General features: G+C 62.0%; 23 protein-coding genes. 9 read left to right on the forward strand and 14 right to left on the reverse strand.

The window, feature by feature from the left end; translation table 11 throughout:
* Positions 1–5: 5 nt before the first annotated feature.
* The 9 genes from QRN46_RS01050 to QRN46_RS01090 all read right to left on the reverse strand — a co-directional run bounded on the left by QRN46_RS01050 (position 6) and on the right by QRN46_RS01090 (position 10,830).
* Positions 6–1,154: an efflux RND transporter periplasmic adaptor subunit gene (locus tag QRN46_RS01050; RefSeq protein WP_064383816.1), complete on the reverse strand. Its 1,149-nt coding sequence runs from the start codon at positions 1,152–1,154 to the stop codon at positions 6–8.
* A 146-nt stretch (positions 1,155–1,300) separates the two neighbouring features.
* Positions 1,301–2,401, reverse strand: a complete 1,101-nt coding sequence (locus QRN46_RS01055) for a DUF1513 domain-containing protein (protein ID WP_201816339.1) — start codon at positions 2,399–2,401, stop codon at positions 1,301–1,303.
* Positions 2,402–2,415: 14 nt separating this feature from the next.
* The gene (locus tag QRN46_RS01060; RefSeq protein ID WP_285354183.1) at positions 2,416–3,480 is read right to left on the reverse strand and encodes an imelysin family protein; all 1,065 of its coding nucleotides are present in this window, start codon (positions 3,478–3,480) and stop codon (positions 2,416–2,418) included.
* A 26-nt stretch (positions 3,481–3,506) separates the two neighbouring features.
* Positions 3,507–4,934, reverse strand: coding sequence for a di-heme oxidoreductase family protein (locus QRN46_RS01065; protein WP_285354184.1), 1,428 nt, complete (start codon positions 4,932–4,934; stop codon positions 3,507–3,509).
* Positions 4,935–5,089: 155 nt separating this feature from the next.
* Positions 5,090–6,445 (reverse strand): imelysin family protein, encoded by a 1,356-nt coding sequence (locus QRN46_RS01070; protein WP_201816335.1) that lies wholly within the window; start codon positions 6,443–6,445, stop codon positions 5,090–5,092.
* Positions 6,446–6,642: 197 nt separating this feature from the next.
* Positions 6,643–8,694, reverse strand: coding sequence for a putative bifunctional diguanylate cyclase/phosphodiesterase (locus tag QRN46_RS01075; RefSeq protein WP_064383811.1), 2,052 nt, complete (start codon positions 8,692–8,694; stop codon positions 6,643–6,645).
* 354 nt (positions 8,695–9,048) lie between these two features.
* Positions 9,049–9,645, reverse strand: coding sequence for a superoxide dismutase (locus QRN46_RS01080; RefSeq protein WP_003227660.1), 597 nt, complete (start codon positions 9,643–9,645; stop codon positions 9,049–9,051).
* Positions 9,646–9,820: 175 nt separating this feature from the next.
* Positions 9,821–10,423, reverse strand: a complete 603-nt coding sequence (locus QRN46_RS01085; protein ID WP_011335710.1) for a LysE/ArgO family amino acid transporter — start codon at positions 10,421–10,423, stop codon at positions 9,821–9,823.
* Between the two features lie 5 nt (positions 10,424–10,428).
* A complete protein-coding gene (locus QRN46_RS01090) occupies positions 10,429–10,830 on the reverse strand; it encodes an ACT domain-containing protein (protein ID WP_011335709.1) in 402 nt (133 codons plus the stop codon).
* 96 nt (positions 10,831–10,926) lie between these two features.
* Here QRN46_RS01090 and QRN46_RS01095 point away from each other — a divergent pair, with 96 nt between their 5' ends.
* From QRN46_RS01095 to QRN46_RS01110, 4 genes are all read left to right on the forward strand, one after another.
* Positions 10,927–11,820: a LysR family transcriptional regulator ArgP gene (locus QRN46_RS01095; RefSeq protein ID WP_011335708.1), complete on the forward strand. Its 894-nt coding sequence runs from the start codon at positions 10,927–10,929 to the stop codon at positions 11,818–11,820.
* Positions 11,821–11,874: 54 nt separating this feature from the next.
* Positions 11,875–12,867: an NAD-dependent epimerase/dehydratase family protein gene (locus tag QRN46_RS01100; protein WP_285354185.1), complete on the forward strand. Its 993-nt coding sequence runs from the start codon at positions 11,875–11,877 to the stop codon at positions 12,865–12,867.
* 117 nt (positions 12,868–12,984) lie between these two features.
* Positions 12,985–13,860, forward strand: a complete 876-nt coding sequence (locus QRN46_RS01105; RefSeq protein WP_201816331.1) for an ATPase — start codon at positions 12,985–12,987, stop codon at positions 13,858–13,860.
* 124 nt (positions 13,861–13,984) lie between these two features.
* Positions 13,985–14,833: a cache domain-containing protein gene (locus QRN46_RS01110; protein ID WP_011335705.1), complete on the forward strand. Its 849-nt coding sequence runs from the start codon at positions 13,985–13,987 to the stop codon at positions 14,831–14,833.
* A gap of 44 nt (positions 14,834–14,877) precedes the next feature.
* Here the strand turns inward: QRN46_RS01110 and QRN46_RS01115 are convergent, their stop codons facing one another.
* Positions 14,878–16,395, reverse strand: a complete 1,518-nt coding sequence (locus QRN46_RS01115) for an MDR family MFS transporter (protein WP_221615298.1) — start codon at positions 16,393–16,395, stop codon at positions 14,878–14,880.
* A gap of 79 nt (positions 16,396–16,474) precedes the next feature.
* Positions 16,475–17,668, reverse strand: coding sequence for a 4-hydroxybenzoate 3-monooxygenase (gene pobA / locus QRN46_RS01120; RefSeq protein WP_221615299.1), 1,194 nt, complete (start codon positions 17,666–17,668; stop codon positions 16,475–16,477).
* 178 nt (positions 17,669–17,846) lie between these two features.
* On the opposite strand from pobA, the gene QRN46_RS01125 reads away from it, so the two are divergent.
* Entirely contained in the window at positions 17,847–18,743 is an 897-nt protein-coding gene (locus QRN46_RS01125; protein ID WP_011335702.1) for a helix-turn-helix domain-containing protein, read from the forward strand.
* Between the two features lie 9 nt (positions 18,744–18,752).
* Here QRN46_RS01125 and QRN46_RS01130 read toward each other — a convergent pair whose 3' ends face one another.
* Both QRN46_RS01130 and QRN46_RS01135 read right to left on the reverse strand, forming a co-directional pair.
* Positions 18,753–18,929 (reverse strand): hypothetical protein, encoded by a 177-nt coding sequence (locus QRN46_RS01130; RefSeq protein WP_007953274.1) that lies wholly within the window; start codon positions 18,927–18,929, stop codon positions 18,753–18,755.
* 86 nt (positions 18,930–19,015) lie between these two features.
* Positions 19,016–19,921 carry a LysR family transcriptional regulator gene (locus QRN46_RS01135; protein ID WP_201816327.1) on the reverse strand — a complete coding sequence of 302 codons (906 nt, stop codon included), beginning with the start codon at positions 19,919–19,921 and terminating at the stop codon, positions 19,016–19,018.
* A 115-nt stretch (positions 19,922–20,036) separates the two neighbouring features.
* Here QRN46_RS01135 and QRN46_RS01140 point away from each other — a divergent pair, with 115 nt between their 5' ends.
* Both QRN46_RS01140 and QRN46_RS01145 read left to right on the forward strand, forming a co-directional pair.
* A complete protein-coding gene (locus QRN46_RS01140; protein ID WP_201816325.1) occupies positions 20,037–20,915 on the forward strand; it encodes an MBL fold metallo-hydrolase in 879 nt (292 codons plus the stop codon).
* A gap of 46 nt (positions 20,916–20,961) precedes the next feature.
* Positions 20,962–21,576 (forward strand): NAD(P)-dependent oxidoreductase, encoded by a 615-nt coding sequence (locus tag QRN46_RS01145; protein ID WP_285354186.1) that lies wholly within the window; start codon positions 20,962–20,964, stop codon positions 21,574–21,576.
* Positions 21,577–21,711: 135 nt separating this feature from the next.
* On the opposite strand, the gene QRN46_RS01150 is transcribed toward QRN46_RS01145, so the two are convergent.
* Positions 21,712–22,590 carry a LysR substrate-binding domain-containing protein gene (locus tag QRN46_RS01150; protein ID WP_201816323.1) on the reverse strand — a complete coding sequence of 293 codons (879 nt, stop codon included), beginning with the start codon at positions 22,588–22,590 and terminating at the stop codon, positions 21,712–21,714.
* A 139-nt stretch (positions 22,591–22,729) separates the two neighbouring features.
* On the opposite strand from QRN46_RS01150, the gene QRN46_RS01155 reads away from it, so the two are divergent.
* Together QRN46_RS01155 and QRN46_RS01160 are read left to right on the forward strand one after the other, a co-directional pair.
* Positions 22,730–24,367, forward strand: a complete 1,638-nt coding sequence (locus QRN46_RS01155; RefSeq protein ID WP_201816320.1) for a 5-guanidino-2-oxopentanoate decarboxylase — start codon at positions 22,730–22,732, stop codon at positions 24,365–24,367.
* Positions 24,367–25,815 carry an aldehyde dehydrogenase family protein gene (locus QRN46_RS01160; protein WP_201816318.1) on the forward strand — a complete coding sequence of 483 codons (1,449 nt, stop codon included), beginning with the start codon at positions 24,367–24,369 and terminating at the stop codon, positions 25,813–25,815. Before QRN46_RS01155 ends, QRN46_RS01160 begins: the two co-directional genes overlap by 1 nt.
* Positions 25,816–25,874 lie beyond the last annotated feature (59 nt).

Raw genomic sequence — 25,874 nt, forward strand, 5'->3', positions numbered from 1 at the left:
CTTGATCAGTCGGCGCGGGGCGGACTGTTCTGCTCGCCGAGGGTCTTGTCGTCGCTGATGGCAATGTGGGCGCCGTTGTCCAGTTTGATCTGGCCGGCCGTCACCACCTGTTCGCCGCTCTGCACGCCCTTGTTGATCATCACCTGGCCATCGCGGCGTTCGCCGGTCTCGACGAACCGACGCTCGGCGATCAGCACCGGTTGGCCCTTGTCGTCTTTCTCGACGGTACCGTCTTCGGCTTTCTTCTGGGTGACCACGTACGTTGAGTTGCCGTAGAGGGTGTAGGTGATCGCGCTTTCCGGGACCACGATGTGTTTCTGCGGATCCGGCAGCAGCACTTCGACGCTGGTGAACATGCCCGGCAGCAACTTGCCGTCGGGGTTGGCCAGGGTGGCGCGCACCAGAATGTTGCGGGTGGTGCTTTCGACGATCGGGTTGATCGCGCTGATGGCACCGGTGAAGTTCTGGCCGGGATACGCCGCGACCGTAATCTGTACCGGTTGCCCGATGGCCAGTTTCGGCACCGACTGTTCGGGCACGTAGAAGTCGGCGTAGAGGCTGCTCAGATCCTGCAGGGTGGCGATCTTGGTACCGCTGGCGAGGTAGTCGCCGATGTCGACAAGGCGGATGCCGATGGTGCCGCTGAAGGGCGCGACGATGCGTTTTTTGGCCAGCGCCGCATTGAGTTGATTGACCGTGGCCTTGTTCTTTTGCAGCTGCGCCGAGAGCCGGTCGAATTCGCCTTTGGAGATGGCGCTGCTGCCGACGAGCTGGCTGCCGCGACCGTAATCCAGCTGCGCGAGGCCGAGATCGGCCTTGGCGGTTTCGAGGAAGGCGGCTTCGACGGCGCTGTCCAGTTGCAGCAAGGGTTGGCCGGCCTTGACCTTCTGCCCCGATTCAAACTTCAGCTCGGTGACGGTGCCGGCGTTCTCCAGACTCAGGTCGACGCCTTGCAGCGCTTTCAGCGTGCCGACGGTGGGCAGACGCATCTGCCACGGGCGCTCGACGGCGGTGGCCACGGCGACGCTGATCGGCGGCTTCGGTTTTGAAAAGCCCTGGATCATCGTATAGATCGAGAAGGCCTTGTAACCGGCGAGAAGCAGAACGATCAGCAGTACAACACCCAACATGATCAGCATGCGGCGACGCAGCATATTTCCAGTTCCTTGGAGAAAATCAGGCGAGACAGGCGGGCACATTACCGCGAGTCCGGCAGGGATTCCAACTGCCAGTTTTACCGGGTGTAAGGGAAGAAGGTGGAGAAAAGCGGGGCCGCCGACCGAACGGTCGGCGGCGAATTTCAAGCCATCAGATGAAGATGGTTGTCCCAGAGCCCTGCGGGCAAATCCAGCGGTTTGGCCAGCAGATCGTCCTGACGGCAATCGTAGTAGCGGCAACGTCCCTGACCGGAGGTCACGACAAACCCGTCCTTCACCGCACCGACGCCGGCGCAGTCGGGCAATGGGGCGTCGAGGCGCACTTCGCCGCTGTCCAGGTCCCAGATGAAGAAGCGGTTGCCGCGCGGTGCGGTCAGTGCCACCAGACGCAGGTCGCTGTGCACGGCGACGCTGGCGGTGTAATGCCCCATCGACTGCAACTGATGCTCCGGCACCGGGAACGCCACGAATGGCTGGCCCGGTCGCTTGATCGCCAGCAGCTCCGAGCGCTCGTGGGAAGGCCCCATGAATTGCTGGCCGGCAACGATGGTGCCGTCGCTGGCGATCCCCAGGTGGCGCACGCTGTTCATCTGCTGGGCGAGGGTTTCCTTGCTCAGCAGGGTGCCATCGCGCTGCATCAACACCAGGCTTGGTTCCATGGCGTCGAGGTTCATGTCGACCCGGCTTTCGGCCTCGGTGCGGATCCCGCCGTTGGCCACCACCAGGGTTTCACCATCGGGCATCCACGACACCTGATGCGGGCCGAGACCGTGGGTGGAAATCTCGCCGCTGTGCACCAGCCGTTCGCCTTCGAACTTGTACACCCCGAGCAGTCCACGGCCCGGATCGGTGGTGTCGTTTTCGGTGGCGTACAGGTAGTCGCCGCTGTGGTGGATCACCGCGTGGCCGTAGAAATGCCGGTTCGGCTGCGACGTCACGGTTTGCAGCAATGCACCGCTGCGCAGGTCGATCAGGTAGCTCTCGGTGCCCGGCCGGCGGGCGACGAACAGCGCGATCGGCAGCGTCGGGTGATTGATGATGTCGTGGCAGCGCTGGCCGACTTCGGTGGCGAACACCTGGGTGCCGTCCAGCCGATAGCCGACGGCGTAGTGCTTGCCGTCGGTGTCGTCCCGCGCTGACAGCAGCAGCGGGCTTTGGTCCTTGCGTTTGAGCAGCGTCCAGCCGCCCAGTGTCACTGCTCCCAGCAGCAAACTACCTAAAGTCAGAGCCTGGCGTCGCAGCATGGCACGTGCCCTCATCAGTCACCGTCGTTGGCGTTGAAGCCCAGTTGGATGCCCAGCGCCTTGGCCAGCTCGCCTTCGTGCAGGCGGTGGACGACGTTGAGGCTGTCGTAGATGTCGTTGAGCTGCTGGCGACCGGCGTCATCGTTGAGCATTTCGGTCAGCGAGCGCTGAGTGCTGCCGAACAGTTTGAGCGACGCCGCGTAGGCAGCATCGATCTTGTCCGCCAACGGCTTTTGCTCAGCCGGCAACAAGCCGCGCAGGCCTTTGTTGTCGACGCCTTCCCAGACGGTTTTGGCCGCTGCGAGGCTGGCTTCCAGCGACTCCATGGACGACTGGCTGCGCCATGCGTCAGCCTGGAACGGCTGAGGTACGCCCTTGCTCTGGCGGCCCATCGGCGTGCCGAGTTTTTTCTTCAGGGTGTCGAGGGCGGTGACCTGTACCCGCAGCAGATCGGCGATCGCTTCGTGGGAGTCGGCGTAGCGCTGGTTCGGGAACTTGCTCATCTGCGCGAGCATGCCGTCGGTGTTGTTCCAGCTGCTGAGGATCTCTTCGGCCAGTTGTTTCTGACGCTCGCCGATGGCCACCAGCAGTGGGCAGTATTTGGCTTTCTGCTCGTCGTTGGCGACGTCAGGCTTGGCGTCGAACAGGATGTACTCGTAAGCGGACAGGCCTTGAACCACAACGCTGGACTTGGCCAGTGCGGCGGCGTCGATCTGTGGCTGCGCGGTGACCAGTTGCTCGACCTGACGGCCGACCAGGTTTTTCTTGTCCGGCCAGAACTGCACCTGCCACGAACGGTTGCCCTCCGCCAGCGGGCCGATCAACAGCGGTTGCAGCTCGGCCCAGGCTTTCTGCGCATGCAGGAAGTCGGCACGGGCGGTGTCCAGGGACTCTTTGCCCTGGCAGTAGGCGAGGGCGCTGACGGCCAGTTGCTTGTCAGCCTCGACCCAGCGGGTGTAGGTCGGCAGGATCACCGATTTGGCGATGGCCGCCGAGGTGACGGCTTGCGGATCCTGTGGCGAGCACGCGCCGAGGGCCAATGCGGCAAGGCTGGTGAACAACAGCTTGGGACGGAACATGTCGGGCTCCCGATTCGTTCAAGTGTTTAAAGTGAGTTCAAGAACGCCAGCAGCGCGGCACGCTGCTCGGCGTTGAAAGACAAAACCAGTTGCTGCGCCGCTTTCGCTTCGCCGCCGTGCCAGAGCACGGCTTCGAGCAGATTGCGGGCGCGGCCGTCATGCAGAAACTGAGTGTGGCCGCTGACCGTCTGCGTCAGGCCGATGCCCCACAGCGGCGGGGTGCGCCAGTCGCGGCCGGAAGCCTGGAATTCAGTGCGGTTGTCCGCCAGACCTTCGCCCATGTCGTGCAGCAGCAGATCGCTGTACGGGCGAATCACTTGATTGGCCAGTTCAGGTTCGGCCGCGTTGGCGGCGGTGGTGTATTTCGGTGTGTGGCAGGACTGGCAACCCGCCTGGAAAAACAGATTCTTGCCGGCCAGCACCTGCGCATCATTGACGCCACGGCGGGCGGGAACGGCGAGGTTGCGGCTGTAGAACAGCACCAGGCGCAGGATGTTGTCGCTGACTTCCGGTTCGCCGACCGGGCCATTGCCGTTCGGCGCCTGTTTGCAGGCGGTTTGCGCGTCGGTGCAGTCATCAAACGGTCTCAGGCTGGTGGTGAGGCCCATATCACCAGAAAACGCGTGAACATTTTGTTGATTGAGGTTCGGTTGGCCGGCTTTCCAGCCAAATCGGCCCATGACGGTCTTTTGCTGCTCATCGTCCCAGACCCGGTTTGGCCGGCCGTTGATGCCGTTGTTTTCTTTGGCCTGCGCGGCGGCGTTGGCGAGGATCGCTTCTTCCGGGATCGCTTCAAGCAGGCCCAGGCCGATCATCGGCGGCGCAACGCGGGCCGAGAAACGTGTGTCCGGGTGCATCGGGCCGTAGCCGAGCTGGGTGATCTGCAAGACCGGTTTACGCAGCTCAACCTCGGTGCCGTCCTTGAAGCGCACCGGCACCGGCGCGTAATCGACCCGCACCTTGCCTTCCGGCGCGACACCGGGGACGGCCATGTCCTGGAACTGGCCGCCGTAAACCGGCTCGGGCACCACGCCCACCTGTTCGATAACTTTGGCATAGGCCGGCGCATCGGGAATCGACAGACGCACCAGCATTGAAACCGCGTTGGCCGCATCCGGCGTCGGCGGATGGCCGCGGCCGTCCTTGATATGGCAGTTCTGGCAGGCGTTGGTGTTGAACAGCGGGCCGAGGCCATCGCGGGCGGTGGTGGTCGACGGCGCGATCACCCACGGGCTGCGAAAGAAACTGTTGCCGACACTGAAGTCCACCCGCCGCGAAGGCGGCAGGTTGGCCGACGGCAGGGAAAACGCGTTCTGATCGCTCTTGCGCACGGTCGCCGCGCCGCCGGAACGGGCCTCACCCGGCTCGGCCTTGGTGAAACGCGGGGCGTCATCGCAGGCACTCAGGCCCAGGGCCAGAAACAGTGCGGACAAGCGAAGAGGCAGCGAGGGCATCAGACTTCCTGCAAGAGGGGCGAATTTAAAGGCGCAAAGTCTAACAGGGCGAGGGGGTTTGAATAAGAGGAATTATCGTTTGCTTGATGCACGTCAGGTCAGCCAGAACGAAAAAGGCGACCCGAAGGTCGCCTTTATTAACGCGGACGCTGTGATCAGAACTCGTGATCGGCGTTGTCCGGGTTCAGGTCGCTGATGCCCAGTTTGCCGGCAGCGGCTTCGATCGAACCGGTCTGCTTGACCAGCGAAGCGATGGCGTCGCGGACGATCTGGTTGCCGGCGGTGTTGCCGGCCGCGATCAACTGGTCGTAGTGCTCACCCTTGTTGGCGTGATCGACCATGACCTGGATCTTGGCTTCGGTGGCGGCCAGATCGGCTTTCAGCGCGGTGTCGGCAGCCGGATCAACCTTGGCCACCAGCGACGACAGGCTCGCGCCGGTCATTTTGGTGCCGTCGACGCGGGTGTACTCGCCCAGGTAAACGTTACGAATGCCCTTGGCATCGTAGAAGTGCGAGTTGTGGGTGTTGTCGCTGAAGCAATCCTGTTCGTCTTCCGGGGAGTTTGCTTCCAGGGACACCTTCATGCGCTCGCCGGCCAGCTCGCCCAGGGACAGGCTGCCCATGCCGAACAGCATTTTGCGCAGGCCGCTTTCAGCCGGTTCGGCTTCCAGGGTGGCGCGGTAGTTGTCGGCCACGTTCGGCTTCCAGTTACCGACCATTTCTTCCAGGTCGCTGACCAGCAGCTGGGTCACGGATTTCAGGTAGGCACGACGACGATCGTTGTGACCGCCAGTGGCGCCTTTGCCTTCCAGGTAGTCCGAGGCCGGACGGTTGCCGGCGCCAGGGCCGGTGCCGTTCAGGTCCTGGCCCCAGAGCAGGAATTCGATGGCGTGGTAGCCGGTGGCAACGTTGGCTTCGGAACCGCCCAGCTCGTTCAGGCTGGCGAGTTTTTCCGGGGTGATGTCTTTGACGTCGACCTTGTCTTCGCCGACCTGTACTTCGGTGTTGGCGATGATGTTGGCGGTGGCGCCCGGGTTGCCCAGTGCGTGCTCGTAGGACTTGTCGACGTAGTCGATCAGGCCTTCGTCCAGAGGCCAGGCGTTCACTTGACCTTCCCAGTCGTCGATGATGGTGTTGCCGAAGCGGAACACTTCGCTCTGCAGGTAAGGAACGCGGGCGGCGACCCAGGCAGCCTTGGCGGCTTTCAGGGTGTCGGCGTCCGGCTTGGCGAGGAACGCGTCGATGGCGGTTTGCAGGGTTTTCGCGGTGGATTCGGCATCGCTGTAAACGGCGAAGACCATGTCGGCGTAGTGCGAGACAACGGCTTTGCCGGCGGCCTCGTCGACTTTACCGGCAGCAGCAGCAGCAGCAGGCGCAGCCGGTGCAGCGGTGCTCGCAGCCGGAGTCGGCGCAGGAGCGGCGGCCTTTTCTTTGTCTTTACCTTCGCCGCAACCGGCGAGGGAAATAGCGATGGCCAGCAGACTGGCGGTAGCCAGAGGCATACGAATCATGGCGAACATCCTGCTTCGGTAATTGAGTGGACAGGCGCGGGGGTGCGCAAAAGCTGCGACATAATGCAAATCTTTCGCATTATGTGTAAAGGGTTGTAGCTGGAAATATTTCCTATTTGCGCGGGGGTTGCGCTGGATCAACAGCGTAGAGCACGCCCGGCGGATCAAGGGGTTTGCCGGGCTTCGCAGGGGAGATTTCAGAGAATGGCCGCGTTGCTGCGCTGGGCCTGCTTGAGGTAAATGCTCAACTCGCGTGCCGGCAGCGGTTTGCTGTAGTGGTAGCCCTGACCTTCGTGGCAGCCTTCGGAGATGATGTAGGTTTCCTGTTCGGCGGTTTCCACGCCCTCGGCGATCACCTGCATGCCCAGGCTCTTGCCCAGTTGAATGATGGCGCGAACGATGGTCGCGTCATCGTCGTCATCCAGCAGGTCCTGGACGAAGCTCTTGTCGATCTTGATCTTGTCCAGCGGCAGACTCTTGAGATAACTCAGCGACGAATAGCCGGTGCCGAAGTCGTCGATGGCGATCAGGGCGCCGGAGCGGCGCAGGCTCAGCAGGTGCTGGGCGGCGGTGCTGATGTCTTCCATCAGGCCGGTTTCGGTGACTTCCAGCTCCAGGCTGCGCGGTGGCAGGCGGTACATCTGCAACAGGTTGTTGACCACGCGGGGCAGCTCGGCGTGGTGCAGTTGCACGGTGGACAGGTTGACCGCCATGCGCAAATCGACGAAGCCCTGATCGTGCCAGTCGCGCAGTTGCTTGCAGGCCTGATCCAGCACCCATTCGCCGATGGCGATGATGGTGCCGTTCTGTTCCGCCAGCGGGATGAACAGGTCCGGCGGCACCAGACCGTGTTCCGGATGCTGCCAGCGGATCAGGGCCTCGACCCCGACCACGCGATGATCGCGGTAGCTGATCTGCGGCTGATAGACGAGGTAGAACTGATCGCGCAGCAAAGCGTCGCGCAGGTCTTTTTCCAGCTCGCGACGGCGGCGCATCTCGCTGTCGACGCTGGCGATATAGAACTGATAGCGGTTGCGCGATCGGGTCTTGGCCAGGGTCATGGTCTGCTCGGCTTTCTGCAACAGCTTCTCGGTGCTGTCGCCGTCCTCCGGGAACAGGGTGATGCCGATGGTCGCGCGCAGGCGAATTTCTTGATGATCAAGGGCGAACGGCGCTTCCAGGTCATCAAGGATACTTTGCGCCAGTTCCGCCGCTTCGTAGGGTTGCTCGATATCGGCCTGCACCAGCGCGAACTGGTCGCCGCCGAGACGGGCGAGGGCGCCGAGGCGACCGCTGTGGGCGCGTAGCCGGTCAGCCAGGGCGAGCAATAACTGATCGCCGGTCTGGTAGCTGAATTGTTCGTTGATGCCTTTGAAATCGTCCAGACCTACGCAAAGCACGGCGACCCTGCGTTGCAGCTTTCCGGCATCCACCAGGATCTTGTCCAGTTGCTGCTGTAATTGCTGGCGGTTCGGCAGGCCGGTGAGGAAATCGTACTGGGCCATGCGCAGCAGGCTGTTTTCCGCTTCGTGGCGCAGGTGGGTATTGCGTTCGATGGATTCGAGCAACTGATTGGCGGTGTTGATCCAGATCCCCAGTTCGTTTTTCTCGTGGCCCTTGAGCTGCGGAATCTTGTGTTCGCTGGGGCGGTCCGGGTTGATCTCGGTGAGGTGTTCGATGATCCGCGACAGCGGTTTGGTCAGCAGCCAGTGATAGACCAGATACAGCACCAGGCCCATGGCCAGGGCGCGCAATACACCGGAAATGAAGATGATCACCGAGCTGACGATGAAACCCTGACCGTAGGTGGCCGTGTCGAGGGTGATGCTCAGATCGCCGTAATATTCGCTATACGGCCCACGTCCCACCAGTTGGGTGGTAAACGTGCGTTCCTGGCCGAGGATCAGGTCGGTCAGCCAGCGGCTGTTGGATTGCTGCAGCTCACGGGATTTTTGCGCGAGCATCGCTTCGTTGGGATGACCGATGGACGCCTGACGCACAGCGTCGTCCTGGAACAGACCTTCGATCACCTGCATGCCCATCTCCCGGTCCAGGCTATAGACCGCCTGGGTGGAGGGATCACGGAACATGTCGAGGATGCGTTCGGCATCGCCGGCGACGGCCTGGCGTGTTTTATAGGCATCGAAAACGATCTGCGCGCAGCTCAAGACCACACCGACGATCAATGCCGACAGGAGCACGACCCGGAGCAACTTCACCGACAAGCTGTTCTTGAGTTCCAGCTTCAAAGGGTTATTCCTTGTTCCGTGCGGGTAGCGTCAAGTTGCCATGAGTATTGGCAATCCCGTGTTGGCAGTCAAAGGGACAATCGAGCCGCGGAAAATTTGTCCGTGGCCTTGGCCGAAATGCTGCTGTCTGGAGTATTTGCCCTGGTTGTACTGTGTCGGTAGTTTTGGCCTCCAACTTGAGGGGTGTCGGACAATTTTTCCTCTTTTGATGGTAGTTCGCCGTGGCTTGGGAGCAAGGCGAGAAGGGCTGCTTTGCGTGTGGGAAAAGGCCTGTTTGTGATGGGACGCACCCGAGATGATTTCTGCGGGCAGAAAAAAACCCGGCAATGGCCGGGTTTTTGTCTGGCGTGCAGCTTAAGCGGTGAAGGTCTTGCCTTCGAACTGCTCGGCCACGAACTTCCAGTTGACCAGGTTCCAGAACGCCTCGACGTATTTTGGACGCAGGTTACGGTAGTCGATGTAGTAAGCGTGTTCCCACACGTCGCAGGTCAGCAGCGGGGTGTCGCCGCTGGTCAGCGGGTTGCCGGCGCCGATGGTGCTGGCCAGAGCCAGGGAGCCGTCAGCCTTTTTCACCAGCCAGCCCCAGCCGGAACCGAAGGTGCCGATCGAGGTTTTGCTGAATTCTTCCTTGAACTTGTCGAACGAACCGAAAGCCGCGTTGATGGCTTCAGCCAGTGCGCCGGTTGGTTGACCGCCAGCGTTTGGCGCCAGGCAGTTCCAGTAGAAGGTGTGGTTCCAGACCTGAGCGGCGTTGTTGAAGATGCCGCCCGAGGAAGTCTTGACGATTTCTTCCAGGGTCTTGCCTTCGAACTCGGTGCCTGGCACCAGGTTGTTCAGGTTCACGACATAGGTGTTGTGGTGCTTGTCGTGGTGGAATTCCAGGGTTTCCTTGGAAATGTGCGGCTGCAGGGCATCGTGTGCGTAAGGCAGCGGCGGCAATTCGAAAGCCATGATGATTCTCCTAATCAGGTCTGTTGCGGTGAGCGCAAGGCCGATCACGGGCGGCCAGAAATGCACCGGCGAGTTTTTACTCTTTGCGGCGCAGGGTTCGGATCATAGCACCGGGGGTGCGGCTTAACCACGCAACAACTGTGTGGGATAGAGGTTCCAGAGCTGTTTGGAATAATCACGAAGCCAGAATGAGCTGACCCGCTACCGTGAACATCATCACCGCCACCAACAGATCCAGAATCCGCCAGGTACTCGGCCGTGCCAGCCACGGCGCGAGCCATGCCGCGCCGAACGCCAGAGTGAAGAACCACAGCAGTGAAGCACTCGCCGCGCCGACCACATAAGCGCCGGGCACCGACTGTTGCGCACCGAGGGAGCCGATCAGCAAAACGGTGTCGAGATAGACGTGCGGGTTGAGCAGGGTCACCGCCAGAGCGCTGAGCATCACCGCCCGCAGCGAACGTACGGTCTGGTTTTCACCCTGTTGCAGGCTCTGTTTCGAACAGGCCCGGCGCAGCGCCTGGCTGCCGTACCAGATCAGGAACACCGCGCCGCCCCAGCGGGCAACCGCCAGCAAGGTCGGGTTCTGCGCCAGCACCGTGGCCAGACCGAACACACCTGCCGCCACCAGCAGCGCATCGCAGGCGACGCACAATGCAGCGACCGGCAGGTGATGTTCACGCCGCAGGCTCTGCGCCAGGACAAAGGCATTCTGGGTGCCGATCGCCATGATCAGCCCGAACGCCACCAACAAACCGTTGGTATAGCTTTGCCACATGACGGTTACTCCGCGTTGGCTGCGAGATCGCGCAGCACTTGCATGGCTCGTTCGGCGTCGGCCTGACCGACGAACAAATGATCGTGGTAGTAGCCGGCAATCACATTGCAGCTGATCCCGGCCTTGCCCAGTGCGGTGGCGAATGCGGCGGTCAGACCAACGGCTTCCAGCGCCGAATGCACGTTCAAGGTGATCCACGCTGCGACATAGTCGAAGCTGAAACCGGCGCGTTCGGCGTGGGAACGTTCCAGGATCACCGTCAGGCCTTCCTGTTCACGGAAACTGCCGACGACTTCCAGGCCGCTCGGCAACTCGCCGTCGGACAAGGTGCAGAACACGTATTCGCCGGCATTGAGCTGCGGGCTCATGCTGCGCAGCAGGGTGGTCAACGAGGTTTCGCCAGCCATTGTGGGAGTCCTTGATAAAGAGTGCTTGCTGGCTATTCTCCCGGTTGACGCTGTATAAGAAAAACCAATAGTGCTGATCGCTCATTAGGAAAACTGATGTTCGACTACAAATTGCTTTCCGCTCTGGCCGCCGTGGTCGAGCAGGCCGGCTTCGAACGGGCGGCGCAGGTGCTGGGCCTTTCGCAATCGGCGATATCCCAGCGGATCAAACTGCTGGAAGCACGGGTCGGCCAGCCGGTTTTGGTGCGCGGCACACCGCCGTCGCCGACCGAAATCGGCCGGCGCCTGCTCAACCATGTGCAGCAGGTGCGTCTGCTTGAGCGGGATTTGCAGACGCTGGTGCCGGCGCTGGACGAAGAGGGCCTGCCGGAACGCCTGCGCATCGCCCTGAATGCCGACAGCCTCGCCACCTGGTGGGCCGAAGCGGTGGGTGATTTCTGCGCCGAACAACATCTGTTGCTCGATCTGATCGTCGAAGACCAGACCGTCGGCCTCAAGCGCATGCGCGCCGGTGAAGTGGCCGGTTGCCTGTGCGCCAGCGAACGGCCGGTAGCGGGTGCACGCAGCGTGCTGCTCGGAGCGATGCGCTATCGGGCGCTGGCCAGCCCGGCGTTCATCAAGCGGCATTTTCCCGACGGCGTGCGGGCCGAACAATTGCCGCGCACCCCCGCATTGGTCTTCGGCCCGGACGATTTTCTCCAGCATCGATACCTCGCGTCCCTCGGCGTCGATGGCGGTTTCGAACATCACCTGTGCCCGTCGTCCGAAGGTTTTATTCGCCTGACCGAAGCCGGGCTCGGCTGGGGACTGGTGCCGGAATTACAGGTGCGCGAGCAACTGGAGCGCGGCGTACTGCGCGAACTGTTGCCAGATAAACCGATCGATGTGCCCTTGTACTGGCATCATTGGCGCAATGGCGGTCAGTTGCTCGGGCTGTTGACCGAGCAATTGGTGCGCTCGTCGGCGCAATGGCTGGTGCCGTTGGACTGACGGCCAGCGTCAAGACTCACGAATCAGGCAAAACGAAAGACAGCGGAGCTCTACATGAAAATTCTGGTCACCGGCGCAAGCGGCTTCATTGGCGGACGCTTTGCGCGTTTCGCCCTGGAGCAGGGCCTGGAGGTGCGGGTCAACGGTCGCCGGGCCGAGGGTGTCGAGCATCTGGTACGTCGCGGTGCCGAGTTCGTTCAAGGCGATCTGAGCGATCCGGATCTGGTGCGTGCGCTATGCAGCGATGTCGAAGCCGTGGTGCATTGCGCCGGCGCGGTCGGCTTGTGGGGCCGTTATCAGGACTTCCATCAGGGCAACGTGCAAGTCACCGAAAACGTGGTCGAGGCCTGCCTGAAACAACGGGTTCGGCGGCTGGTGCATCTGTCGTCGCCCTCGATCTACTTTGACGGTCGCGACCACCTCGGCCTGACCGAAGAGCAAGTGCCCAAGCGCTTCAAGCATCACTATGCCGCGACCAAATACCTGGCCGAGCAAAAGGTCTTCGGCGCCCAGGAATTCGGCCTCGAAACCCTCGCTCTGCGCCCGCGTTTCGTCACCGGCGCCGGCGACATGAGCATCTTCCCGCGCTTGCTGAACATGCAGCGCAAAGGTCGTCTGGCAATTATCGGCAACGGCCTGAACAAGGTCGATTTCACCAGCGTGCACAACCTCAACGAAGCATTGCTCAGCAGCCTGCTGGCCGATGCCTCCGCGTTGGGCAAGGCCTACAACATCAGCAACGGCGCTCCGGTTCCGCTGTGGGATGTGGTCAATTACGTGATGCGCAAGATGGAAGTCCCACAGGTCACCAAGTACCGTTCCTACGGTCTGGCCTACAGCGTGGCGGCGCTCAACGAAGGTGTGTGCAAGCTCTGGCCCGGGCGTCCCGAGCCGACTCTGTCGCGCCTGGGCATGCAGGTGATGAACAAAAATTTCACCCTCGACATCAGTCGCGCCCGGCATTATCTGGACTACGATCCGAAAGTCAGTCTGTGGACAGCTCTCGATGAGTTCTGCAGTTGGTGGAAAGCCCAGGACATTCGTTGAAACGAATCGGCCGGCCGGCAATGAACCGCCCTGCCGCTTGAGGGTCAATCCTTGCGGCTGAGAGGTTTATACTTCGCCCCCAATCTGCCATCACTGCGTTTCACAAAGGTTGCCTCAATGTCCATGCGTAACGATGCCCACGACGATTTCGACGATGTACCGAGCCTGCGCGCCGATACTCTCGATGACGACGATTTTCCAGCCACCGCCCGGACCACCGTGCATTCGCGCACGCCGCCGGCGGTCAAGGTCAAGGCCGCCAGCACCGGGCCGTTGTGGGCATTGGTCGGTGCATTGTTCTTCGCATTCATTGGTCTGGCCTGGTGGAGCTTCCAGCAGATTTCACTGATGGAGCAGCAACTGGTGGCGACCCAGGAAAGTTTCGCGCGCATCAGTGAGGAAGCGGCGGGGCGTTTGCAGGACATTTCCGGCAAGGTCGTGGCCAGCCAGACCAATGTCACCACCGACAGCGAAGCCCTGAAGCTGCAGATCAAACAGCTGCAAAGCGCCCTTCAGGATCAGAGCAAACAGCAGCAGGGCGTGGCCGGGCAGGCGACGGATCTGGACAAGCGTCTGGCGCAGATGACCGCCCAGGCCAGCGAACAGCAGAGCGCCAACACTCAGTTGCAAGCCCAGGTCAAAGCCCTGAGCGCCGAGCTGGCAACGCTGAAAAGCACGCCGGCCGACACCAGCAAGGTCGACGCCCAGCTCAAGAGCTTCGATGCACAGGTGAAGGGGTTCGATGCGCAGTTCAAGAGTCTCGGCGCGGACATCACGGCCCTGAAGAAACAAGGCAACCCGAGCGCCGCGATTGATCGTCTGGAACAGGAAATCGTTGTACTCAAGAGCGAACAGGACAACCGTCCGGCCGCTGCCCAGGGTGGCACCAACACCGCCGAATTCGACGCGTTTCGTGGGCAGATGACCCGCAACATCAACACCCTGCAAGCGCAGATCCAGAACCTGCAGCAGCAACTCAACGCCCGTCCGTAAGCCTCTCGTGTGGCGAGGGAATCAACACCCTCGCCACAGCAACATTCAGAAGCCATCTGAATATCCATACATGCCTTCAGGCCGTCTACGCTCTTGAAACACCAACAAGAACGAGGGATGCGTCATGGGGTTTGTGCACAAGCTGGCCTGGCTCGGCGCGGTGCTGCTGTTGAGTTTCGGTCAGGCCAACGCGGCCATTACGGAAAAAGACGACAGCAAGGCCGCCATCGCCTTGCTGGAAAAGGCTCTGGCCTATTACCACGACAACGGCGACAAGGCGTTCGCGGCGTTCAGCCGCCAGGGCGAATTCGTCGACAAGGACCGTTACGTGTTCGTGGTCGACACCAAGGGCGTGATGCTCGCCAGCGGCGGGCCGTCGTCGGCATTGATCGGGCGCGACGTCAGCGAAGTGCTCGGGCCGGACTTGCAGAAGTCCTTCAAGGACGCCTTGAAAGTGCCGGAAGGCAACGGCATCCAGCAGGCCGAATACCGCTGGCAGAACTGGTCCGACGGCAAGGTCGAGCGCAAGCACGTTTACTATCAACGCATCGGTCAGCGGATTCTGGCGGTAGGTTATTACTTGCCGCGTGCGTCGGCGGAACAGGCGAAAGCGTTGCTCGACAAAGCGGCCACCGACCTGGCCAAAGACGAGAAGGGCACGCTGTCCGCGATCAACTCGCTCAAGGGCGGATACTTGCAGGATGACCTGTATGTGTTCGTGGTCAATCTCGACAACAAGCGCTACGTCGCCCACGGCACCAATCTGCGGTTGATCAACACCGATTTCGCCAAGGTCGATGACCCGGAAGGCAAACCGGTGGGCGAACCGATTCTGGCGCTGATTGGCAAACAGGATGAGGGCGAGTACGAGTACCGCTGGAAAAACCCGGTGACCGGCAAGGTCGAGGACAAGCATGCCTACCTGAAGAAGGTCGGGAACATGCTGGTGGCGGTCGGTTACTACAGTGCCTGATTCGTGAGCGCTCCCACGCAGCGCGTGGGAGCCATCGGCATCAATCAGCGGGCGCCGTGCTCACGGCCCCGCAGCAACCGGTTCGGCATCGCGATCGCCGCCGCCAGCCCAAGCAGCGAAACCGCCGCGCTGACCATCAGCAAATGCCGGAACGTCACCAGCAATTCGGCACGCAAGGCATTCTGCGCATCGCCGGGTGCCGCGTTCAGGCCATCGAGCAACACGTTGCCGGAATGCCCTTCGCTCATCAGCGAGCTGCCGGCCAGGTGCGCGAAACTGGAGTCCTGCAACAACGCCAGCAACAGCGCCGACATCAACGCTACGCCCACCGCGCCGCCCAGGGAGCGGAACAGGTTGGTGGTGCTGGTGGCGACGCCAATGTCCTTTTGCTCGACCGAGTTTTGGGTGCCGACCAGCGAGGTCGGGAACTGCATGCCGCCGGCGATCCCGCTGAGCAACATGAACAGGCTGCTGAGCAGCGTCGCATCGGGCGGGCTGAAGGCCATGCCGAGGATCGAGACCGGCATCAGCAGCGCGCCGGTCAGAATCTGCGGTTTGTAGCGCCCGGTGATCGAAGTACGACGTCCGGCGAAATACGCGCCGATCGGCAAACCCATCGCCAACGGCAGCAAGTGCAATGCCGCGCTGTCGGCCCCCGCGCCAGTCACGCTCTGAAAGCGCAGCGGCATCAGCACGATCAGGGAAATCGCCTGGAAGCTGCAAAAGAAAATCGTGCACCAGCACAGCAGCGCGCTGCGATTGGTGAACAAGTGCATCGGCAGCAACGGCTCCCGAGCACGTCGCTCATGCCAGACGAACACCGCCAACACTGCCATCGCGCAAGCGAACAGACCGAGCACTTCACTGCTGCGCCACGCATGGCCCTGGCCGACCTGAGTGATCGCCAGCAACAGTGCCGTCAGGCCGATGATCATCAACAGCGTGCCGAGATAATCGATGACTGGTTTGCGCTGCGGAATCGGCAGGCCGATCAGATTGCGTCGCGCCACCCAGTAAGCGCCAAGGCCCAGCGGCAGGTTGATCAGAAACACCCAGCGCCACGACAGGTACTCGGTCATGTAACCGCCGAGCACCGGGCCGGCCACACTGGCCACCGCGTACATGCTGGAGAAATAGCCCTGATAACGCCCGCGTTCGCGAGGTGGCACGATGTCGCCGATGATCGCCTGGCTCACCGAAATCATCCCGCCGGCGCCGATGCCCTGGAAAATCCGCGCCAGCACCAGTTGCTCCATGCTCTGGGCCATGCCGCAGAACAGCGAGGCGAGGGTGAACAGGCCCATGCCGAACAGCATCAGTTTGCGCCGCCCGTACAGGTCACCGAGCTTGCCGTAGATCGGCACCGCCACGGTCATCGCCACCATGTAGCCGGAAATCACCCATGCCAACAGGCTGACGTCCTTGAACTGGGCGGAGATGGCCGGCATGGAAACGGCGACGATGGTCTGGTCCAGCGCGCCGAGAAAGATCGCCATCATCAGCGCGACCAGCACGCTGCGAATGGCCGGTTTGGGCGTTTCGGGATGGTTGAGATTGGTCACGGGCAAAACCTGCGGGCAGTGAGGGTCCCGCAGATCGCCAGGCGAGCGGGGATGCTCGCCAGTGTAAGTCGGTAGGAAGCTATTCGATAGCCTCATAAGGAAGCCCGACGTAATTTTCTGCAATGGTTTTTTGGCCGGCCTCCGAGCTGACAAAGTAGTCCAGTTCCGAAGCACAGATCCGCTGACTGAAATCATCGTGCTCGTCGAAGCGGTGCAGCATCGAAGTCATCCACCATGAAAACCGCTCGGCTTTCCACACCCGGCGCAGGCAGATCTGCGAGTATTTCTCCAGCAACTCAGTGCGACCTTCGCGGTAGACCTTCAGCAGAATCCTGAATAACGTGCTGACGTCGCTGGCTGCCAGGTTCAAACCCTTGGCCCCGGTCGGCGGAACGATATGCGCCGCGTCGCCCACCAGAAACATCCGTCCGTACTGCATCGGTTCGACCACAAAACTGCGCAGCGGCGCGATGCTCTTTTCAATCGACGGACCGGTTACCAGCTTATGCGCCAGATCCTCCGGCAGACGATTGCGCAGTTCATCCCAGAAACGCTGATCCGACCAGTCGTCGACGTTTTCTTCGGCCGGCACTTGCAGGTAATAACGGGTGCGAGTCGCCGACCGCATGCTGCACAGGGCGAAGCCGCGCTCGTGGCGGGCGTAGACCAGTTCATCGTGAATCGGCGGCGTGTCGGCGAGAATCCCCAGCCAGCCGAACGGATAAACCCGTTCGAAGACTTTCAGGCAGTCCTCGGGAATCGACTGCCGGGCCACGCCGTGGAAACCGTCGCAACCGGCGATGTAGTCGCAATCGACGCGCCAGGTTTCGCCGTCCTTTTCGAAGGTCACATAAGCTTCGTCGCTTTTCACGTCACAGGGAACGACATGGCGGGCTTCGTAAATTGTCTGCCCACCGGTCTCCCGACGAGCGGCCATCAGGTCGCGGGTGACCTCGGTCTGGCCGTAGACCACCACGGTTTTTCCATCGGTCAGAGCTTCCAGATCAATGTGGATCCGGCGCCCGTCGAGGGCCAGTTCGAATCCACCGTGCACCAAACCTTCGGCGTCCATCCGCTGACCCACGCCAGCTTCGCGCAACAGCTCTACCATGCCCTGTTCAAGCACGCCGGCGCGGATTCGGCCGAGCACATAGTCAGGTGTCTGACGCTCCAGAATCAGGGTGTCGATGCCGGCGTTGTGCAGCAGTTGGCCGAGCAATAATCCGGACGGACCGGCGCCGATGATGGCGACTTGGGTTTTGAGCGTTTTCATTGTTTTTATGACTCGCAAGCTTCACGCGACAAACGCCGGTGAATGATTTTCAGGATTCGAGTGCTTGCATTTTTCCCTTGCGGGTCTGTCAATTGAAGGTGAAAACTGAGCCGATACCTGTACATTCTGCCAATCGGTGCGATTATCGCCCGCAAACCTCGAGGCCTGGATTGAAGTGATGAACAAGCCTGACCTGCCTTCGATTCCGGTGTTCAAGCTCTACGGTGAAAGCCTGGACTGGCCGACCCCTGACTTGCTGCACTGTGAAACCATTTCCAAACGCAGCCGCGAACACCATTGGGAAATCAAACCCCACCGCCACGCCGATTTGTGCCAGTTGCTCTTCGTATTCAAAGGTCAGGCAGAGCTTGAAATCGAAGGCCAACGCACGCAACTGAACGAAGCCGCGATCCAGATCCTGCCGCCGTTATCGGTGCATGGATTCCGTTTTTCCGAGGACGTCGAAGGATTCGTCGTCACCCTCGCTACACCATTGATCAACCATTTGCAGGCGCAACTGGGCAGCGCGGTGCAGGCCCTGGCCCAGGCCGAGAGTTATCCGGCGGGCAAGGACGCGGAGTACCTCAACAGTCTGTTTGCCGCGTTGCAGGCCGAGTACAACGGCCATCAACCGGCGCGGGAAATGCTCATGCATTCGCTGGTCAGCGTGATCATGGTCTGGGTCAGCCGTCAGGCGATCCGCCGTCACAACGCCACGCAACGGCCGCAACGCCAGCGCGAATACCTCAACGGATTCATTCAGCTGGTGGAAGAGACCTACCGCCAGCACGTCAAGGTCGAAGACCTGGCCCATCGCCTGGGGATTTCCGTCTCGCACCTCAACGGCACCTGCCGTGAACTGGCGGGGCAGCCGGCGTTGCAGATCATGCACGAGCGTCAATTGCTGGAAGCCAAGCGTCTGCTGACTTACACCAGCATGACGATTTACGAGATGTCCGAGGTGTTGGGGTTTTCCGATCCGACCAACTTCACGCGCCTGTTCCGGCGTCGGGTGGGGATCTCGCCAAAGGCGTTCCGCGACCGCTTGAAGGCCGAGCAGAACGACGACGCCTGACGTCCTGTGTTACCGCAGGGCGTTGAGGGTGGCGTTGTGAGGGATGCAGCGCTCGAAGTTGCAGCTCGCGTACTCACGGGGCAGTTGCCGCAACTGCTCCACGCGCCACGCCGCGGTGCCGTACAGCGCCAGCGTGGCCGCGCAGGTGATGAAAATCGCGAGGTATCTTCTTGTTCTGGTGTTCATGGCGTTGACCTCTGAACGAATACCCTTGGGTACTACTTTCAGCATAGGTCAGCGCCGTGGAGTTGCCAGCGGCTCTGTGAACGGCTTTACAGTCCGATATCCCACTGCGGGTTTTCGGGAAAACGCTGCACCAGAAAGTCCAGCATGCAGCGCAACGCCGCCGGCATGTGCTTGCGCGAGGCATACACGGCATAGATGCTCATCTGCCGGGGCTCGGCGTGGGGCAGCAGGCGCACCAGTTCGCCGCTGTGAATATGTGCCCCGGCCAGATAGGTCGGCAGCATCGCCACGCCGGCGCCGGCCAGGGTCGCGCGCAGCAGGGTGCTGGCCTCGTTGGCGCTGATGTTGCCCTGCACCGGCACCGAGACCGGTTCGCCATCCTCCTCGAAATGCCACAGGCTTTTGCCGAAATAGGAATGGGTCAGGCAGTTGTGCCGGCTCAGATCTTCAACCCGCTGCGGCTGCGGATGCTCCTGCAGATAGGCAGGTGCGGCGCAGACTACCGAGCGGCACACCGTCAGGCGCCGGGCGATCAGGTTGGGGTCGAGGTCGTTGCTGGTGCGGATCGCCAGGTCGATGCGCTCGTCCACCAGGTTCACGGTGCGATCGAGCATTTGCAGGTCGATGTTCACCCCCGGATAGGCTTTGACAAACGCCGCCATGGCATCGGCCAGTTGCGCCTGACCGAACGAGGTGCTGACGCTGATTCGCAGCAATCCTCGCGGGGCATCGGCAGGTTCGCTGACAGCGGCCTGCATGTCGCCGGACAGTTCCAGCATCTGCCGGCAGCGCGGCAGGATTTCGTTGCCGGCGGCGGTCAGGCTCAACTTGCGCGTGGTGCGGTGCATCAGGCGCGCGCCGACCCAGTCTTCCAGTTCCGCCAGATAGCGCGACACCACCGGCCGTGACAGGTCCAGGTGATCGGCCGCCGCCGACTGGCTGCCCAGATCCACTACCGTGACGAATACCCGCATTGCTTGGAGACGATCCATGATTTGCCCGCTTTCAGAAACAAACTATGTCCAAGCATCGCATTTTTTGTAACGAGTCTGGCAACTAAGCTTTGTCCCCATCGCCAAGCACGGCATACGAACAGCGGAGCAACCCATGATCGGCTTCACCACCCTCAAGCGCGTTTTACTGGCCACCGCCACCCTCGGCTTTGCTGCCCACGCAGCGGCCGCGAATCTGACCCTCGATGTCTACAACCCAGGCACCCATGCGATCTTCCCGGTGACTTCGGTGCTGGTCAGCGGCGAGAAAGACGCGATTCTGGTGGACGCCCAGTTCGGCAAGTCCCAGGCCGAGCAAGTGGTGGAAAAGATCCGCGCCAGCGGCAAGCAACTGACCACCATCTACATCAGCCACGGTGACCCGGATTACTACTTCGGTCTCGACACCCTGACCAAGGCCTTCCCGAATGCCAAGGTGCTGGCCTCGCAGCCGACCGTTGATCACATCAAGCAAACCGTCGACGGCAAACTGGCTTTCTGGGGTCCGAAAATGGGCGCCGACGTGCCGGCCAAAACCATCGTGCCGGGCGTGCTCAAAGGCGACACCCTCATGCTTGAAGGGCAGAAACTGCAGGTGGTCGGCCTGGACGGCAAGCAACCGAATCGTAGCTTCGTGTGGATTCCTTCGTTGAAAGCCGTGGTCGGTGGTGTGGTTGTCGCCGAGAACATTCACGTGTGGATGGCCGACACCCAGACCGCGCAATCCCACGCCGACTGGCTGCAAACCCTGCACTCGATCGAAACCCTGAAACCGAAAACCGTGGTGCCGGGTCACTACCTGGGTGACAGCGCCCGTTCGCTGGCAGCGGTGAAATTCACTGCCGACTACATCAAGGCATTCGATGCCGAAACGGCCAAGGCCAAGGACTCTGCCGCGCTGATCGCCGCGATGAAAAAACGCTACCCGACACTGGGCGAAGAAAGCTCGCTGGAGCTCAGCGCGAAAGTCGCCAAGGGCGAGATGAAGTGGTAACCCGATTCTGAAAAACGCAGCACTCTCAAGCCAACTGGAGAATGTCATGAGCAAGATCGCAATCATTGGTGCCACCGGCCGTGCCGGCAGCCAACTGCTGGAAGAAGCCCTGCGTCGTGGCCACAGCGTCACCGCCATCGCCCGGGATACCTCGAAGATCGGCGCCCGCGCCGGTGTGGTCAGTAAGAATGTCGACGTGCTGAATGCAGCCGCGCTGCAAGACGCCGTCGCCGGTCACGATGTGGTCATCAGCGCTGCGCATTTCGCCACGGTGCCTGCCAGCGCGCTGATCGGTCCGGTGAAACAGGCCGGGGTGAAACGTCTGCTGGTGGTCGGCGGTGCCGGCTCGCTGTTGCTGCCGGACGGCACCCGCGTGATCGACAGCGCTGGCTTCCCGGCCGAGTACAAGGCAGAGGCCAGCGCTGGCGCGGCGTTTCTTGAGGCCTTGCGTCAGGAGAAGGAACTGGACTGGACGTTCCTGTCGCCGTCGGCGCTGTTTGTCGAAGGCGAGCGCACCGGTAAATTCCGCGTGGGCAAGGATGACTTGCTGGTGAGTGCCGAAGGTCAGAGCTCGATCACCTTTGCCGATTACGCGATTGCGATGATCGACGAAGTGGAAACGCCGAAGCATTCGCGTCAGCGGTTTACCGTCGGTTACTGACCGTATTGATCGTTCCCACGCTCCGCGTGGGAATGCCTAATTGGACGCTCCGCGTCCGCTTCGGCATGGGACGCGGAGCGCCCCGGGCTGCATTCCCACGCGGAGCGTGGGAACGATCATCAGGTGAGGCCGGGCTCAACGCGTATGAGCCTGCTCCACCAACCACCCCATCAATTCCTGCAATTTCGCCGACGGCTCCGACGCCGGCGCCACGATGTAATAGCCCAATCCCGTCTTCACCTTCAGATCGAACGGCATCACCAGTCGCCCGGCGTTCAAGTCGTCGCCGATCAGTGACCAGTCGCCGATCGCCACCCCCGTCCCGTGGGACGCCATCGACATCGCCTGATCCAGCGTCTCGAAATGCTGACCGCTGGCGATATTGCTCAAGTGCAGTTCGGCGGCTTTGAGCCAGAGCGTCCAGTCGTCATCCGTATGAGTCGGGTGCAGCAGCAGATGCTGTTGCAGATCTGCCGGTGTATGCAGGGCCGGCCATCCGTTGAGCAGTGTCGGCGAACAGACCGGCGTCAGTTGTTCATCGAACAGATGCAGGGTCGCAGGCGAATCGTGGGGCGCGCTGCCGTAGATCACCGCCGCGTCGAACTGCTCGCGATGAAAGTCCACCCCGTGTTGCAACGACGCGGTGAGTTTCACCGGCACGTCCGGGCGCTCGCGCTGCCATTGCAGCAGGCGTGGCAACAACCAGCGCATCACGCAGCTCGGCGCCTTGAGTTGCAGGGTTTCGCGTTTGGCGCCGATCTGCTCCACCGAGTCGCCGATCAGGCTGAACACCTGCTGCACCCGTGGCAGCCATTCGCGACCTTCGGCCGTCAGCTCCAAACCCCGGGCCAGGCGAATGAACAGCTCATAACCCAGATGTTCCTCAAGCCCGGCGATCTGCCGGCTCACCGCGCCCTGGGTGATGTGCAACTGCTCGGCGGCCCGGGTGAAGTTGCAGCACTGCGCGGTGATCAGAAACGTATGCAGAGCGGGCAGGGGAGGCAGTCGTTTCATGTGGATCCAAGGTATGACGTGAGGACATGGCTAGTATGAGCTTTTATCGATTGTTGCGGCTACGGGTCGCCCGTTTCAATGAGGCCAATCACCGGTTCCTTTACAGCCCGGTGCCTCAACGAACAAGAAGGGCAAAGACATGGCGACGTGTGGCGAAGTACTGGTCAAGTTACTCGAAGATTATGGGGTCGAGCAGGTGTTCGGCATTCCCGGGGTGCATACCGTGGAGCTGTATCGCGGGCTGGCCCGTTCGAGCATCAACCACGTCACGCCGCGCCATGAACAGGGCGCCGGCTTCATGGCCGACGGCTACGCCCGCACCAGCGGCAAACCGGGTGTGTGCTTCATCATCACCGGCCCGGGCATGACCAACATCACCACCGCCATGGGCCAGGCGTACGCCGATTCGATCCCGATGCTGGTGATCTCCAGCGTGCAGTCGCGCAGCCAATTGGGCGGCGGTCGCGGCAAGCTGCATGAACTGCCGAACCAGAGCGCACTGGTCGGCGGCGTGGCGGCGTTCTCCCACACCCTGATGTCGGCGTCCGAATTGCCGGGTGTGCTGGCCCGTGCGTTTGCGCTGTTCCAGGCCGGGCGTCCGCGTCCGGTGCACATCGAAATCCCGCTGGACGTGCTGGTCGAAGAAGCCGACGAACTGCTGACCAGCGTGCCGGTCCACATCGACCGCGCCGGTGCTGCGCCGGCCGCCGTGAGCCGCATGACCGAACTGCTGGCCGGCGCCCGGCGTCCGCTGATCCTCGCCGGTGGCGGTGCCATCGATGCCGCTGCCGAACTCACCGAACTGGCTGAGCTGCTTGATGCACCAATGGCTCTGACCATCAACGCCAAAGGCATGCTGCCGTCCAGCCATCCGCTGTTGATCGGTTCGACTCAGAGCCTGGTGGCGACCCGTGCTCTGGTGGCCGATGCCGACGTGATCCTGGCGATCGGCACCGAGCTGGCGGAAACCGACTACGACGTGACCTTCGCCGGCGGTTTCGAAATCCCCGGCAAGCTGCTGCGTGTGGACATCGATCCCGACCAGACCGTGCGCAACTACCCGCCTCACGTGGCGCTGGTGGCCGACTCGCGCAATGCCGCACAAGCGTTGCTCAGCGCGCTGTCGCACAAACCGCTGGCCGAGCGCCGCAACGATTGGGGCCAGGTACGCGCCGCCCGTCTGCGTGAAGACCTGGCCGCGACCTGGGACGCGCCGACCCTGGCCCAGACCCGGTTCCTCGAAACCGTGCTGCACGAATTGCCGAACGCAGTGTTCGTCGGCGACTCCACGCAACCGGTGTACACCGGCAACCTGACGTTCAACCCGGAGCGTCCGCGCCGCTGGTTCAACTCGTCCACCGGTTACGGCACCCTCGGTTACGCCTTGCCGGCGGCGATTGGCGCATGGCTCGGCGGCTCTCTGGAACATGGCGCGCGTCCGCCAGTGGTGTGCCTGATCGGCGACGGCGGTCTGCAATTCACCCTGCCGGAACTGGCCAGCGCCGTGGAAGCGCGCACCCCGGTGATCATCCTGCTGTGGAATAACCAGGGTTACGAAGAGATCAAGAAATACATGGTCAACCGTGCCATCGAGCCGGTGGGTGTTGACATCTACACCCCGGACTTCATCGGCGTGGCCAAGGCCCTGGGTTGCGCGGCGCAAGCGATCAGCTCCGCTGAACATCTGCGCGGTGCACTGCGCGCCGCCACCGATCGTCAGGGCCCGACCCTGATTGAAATCGACCAGACCCAATGGATGAAGGCGGTGGCCCAATGATGAATTTCCCGACCACACTCGACGGCCTGTACATCAACGGCCAATGGTCCGCCGGCCGCGAACACCTGCGCGTCATCAATCCGGCCACCGAAGCGCTGTTGACCACGGTCAACGGCGGTGACGAACGCGCCGTCAATCAAGCGGTAACGGCGGCGACCGAAGCCTTCAAGGGCTGGTCGAAAACCACCGGTGCCGAGCGCGGCGCGATCCTGCGCAACATCGCCAATGGCGTGCGCAACGGCCGCGAACATTTGATGAACTTGCAGTCGAGCAACAACGGCAAACCGCAGTTCGAGGCGGGCATCGATGTCGACGACGTGATCGCCACGTTCGAGTACTACGCCGAACTCGCCGAAGGCCTCGACGCCAAACTCGACAGCAACGTGCCGCTGCCCAGCGACGATTTCAGCGCACGTCTGCGCCGCGAGCCGTGCGGTGTGGTCGGGCTGATCGTGCCGTGGAATTTCCCGATGGTCACCACCGCGTGGAAACTCGCGCCAGCTCTCGCCGCCGGTTGCTGCGTGGTGCTCAAACCGTCTGAAGTCACGCCGCTGCCGGAGCTGGAACTGGCGACCATCATCGCCGAATCCGGTCTGCCCAAAGGCGTGTTCAACCTGGTGTGTGGCACCGGTCTGGCGGTCGGTGCGCCGCTGTCGGCGGACCCGCGCATCGCCAAGGTTTCCTTCACCGGCAGCAACGCCGTCGGTGTGCAGGTGATGCAGCGCGCCGCTGAAACCGTGAAGGGCGTGAGCCTGGAACTGGGCGGCAAATCCTCGCTGCTGATTCTGGAAGATGCCGACCTGGATCTGGCGGTGGAGCTGGCCTGCGGTGGTGGTTTCTTCAACGCCGGGCAGATGTGCTCGGCCACCAGCCGGGTACTGGTCGCCGATGAACTGGCCGATGAATTCCTGATTCGTCTGAAGGCCCGCGCGGAAAAAATCCGTGTGGCCGATCCGTTCGATCCTGAAGTCGAGATGGGCGCGCTGGTCAATCAGGCGCAGTACCAACGCGTACTCGGCCACATTGACCGTGGCCTCAGTGCCGGGGCCAAGCTGATCTGTGGCGGCAACCGTCCTGCCGATCTGCCGCGCGGCTATTTCTTGCAGCCGACAATCTTCACCGAAGTGCCCCTCGACAGTGCGCTGTGGTGTGAAGAGATTTTCGGCCCGGTGATCTGCGTGCGCAGTTTTGCTACGGAAGCCGAGGCGATTGCCCTGGCCAACGACAGTCAGTTCGGGCTGGTCGCCAGCGTGGTCACGCGCAATGCCGAGACCGCGGATCGGGTCGCCAACGCCTTGCAGGCGGGGTTGGTGTGGCTCAACGCGCCTCAGGTGATCTTCCCGCAGACGGCGTGGGGCGGCTACAAACAGAGCAGCATCGGCCGCGAATTGGGGCCGTGGGGTCTGGCGGCATTTCAGGAAATCAAGCACGTGATCCGCGCGCTCTGAATGCCCGAAAAAGGTCAGCGCATGCCTCGCAACGAGGCATGCGCCGGCGTCATGGCTTC

This window comes from Pseudomonas sp. lyk4-R2A-10 (assembly GCF_030209075.1).
In the GTDB taxonomy this organism is placed as follows: domain Bacteria; phylum Pseudomonadota; class Gammaproteobacteria; order Pseudomonadales; family Pseudomonadaceae; genus Aquipseudomonas; species Aquipseudomonas glycinae.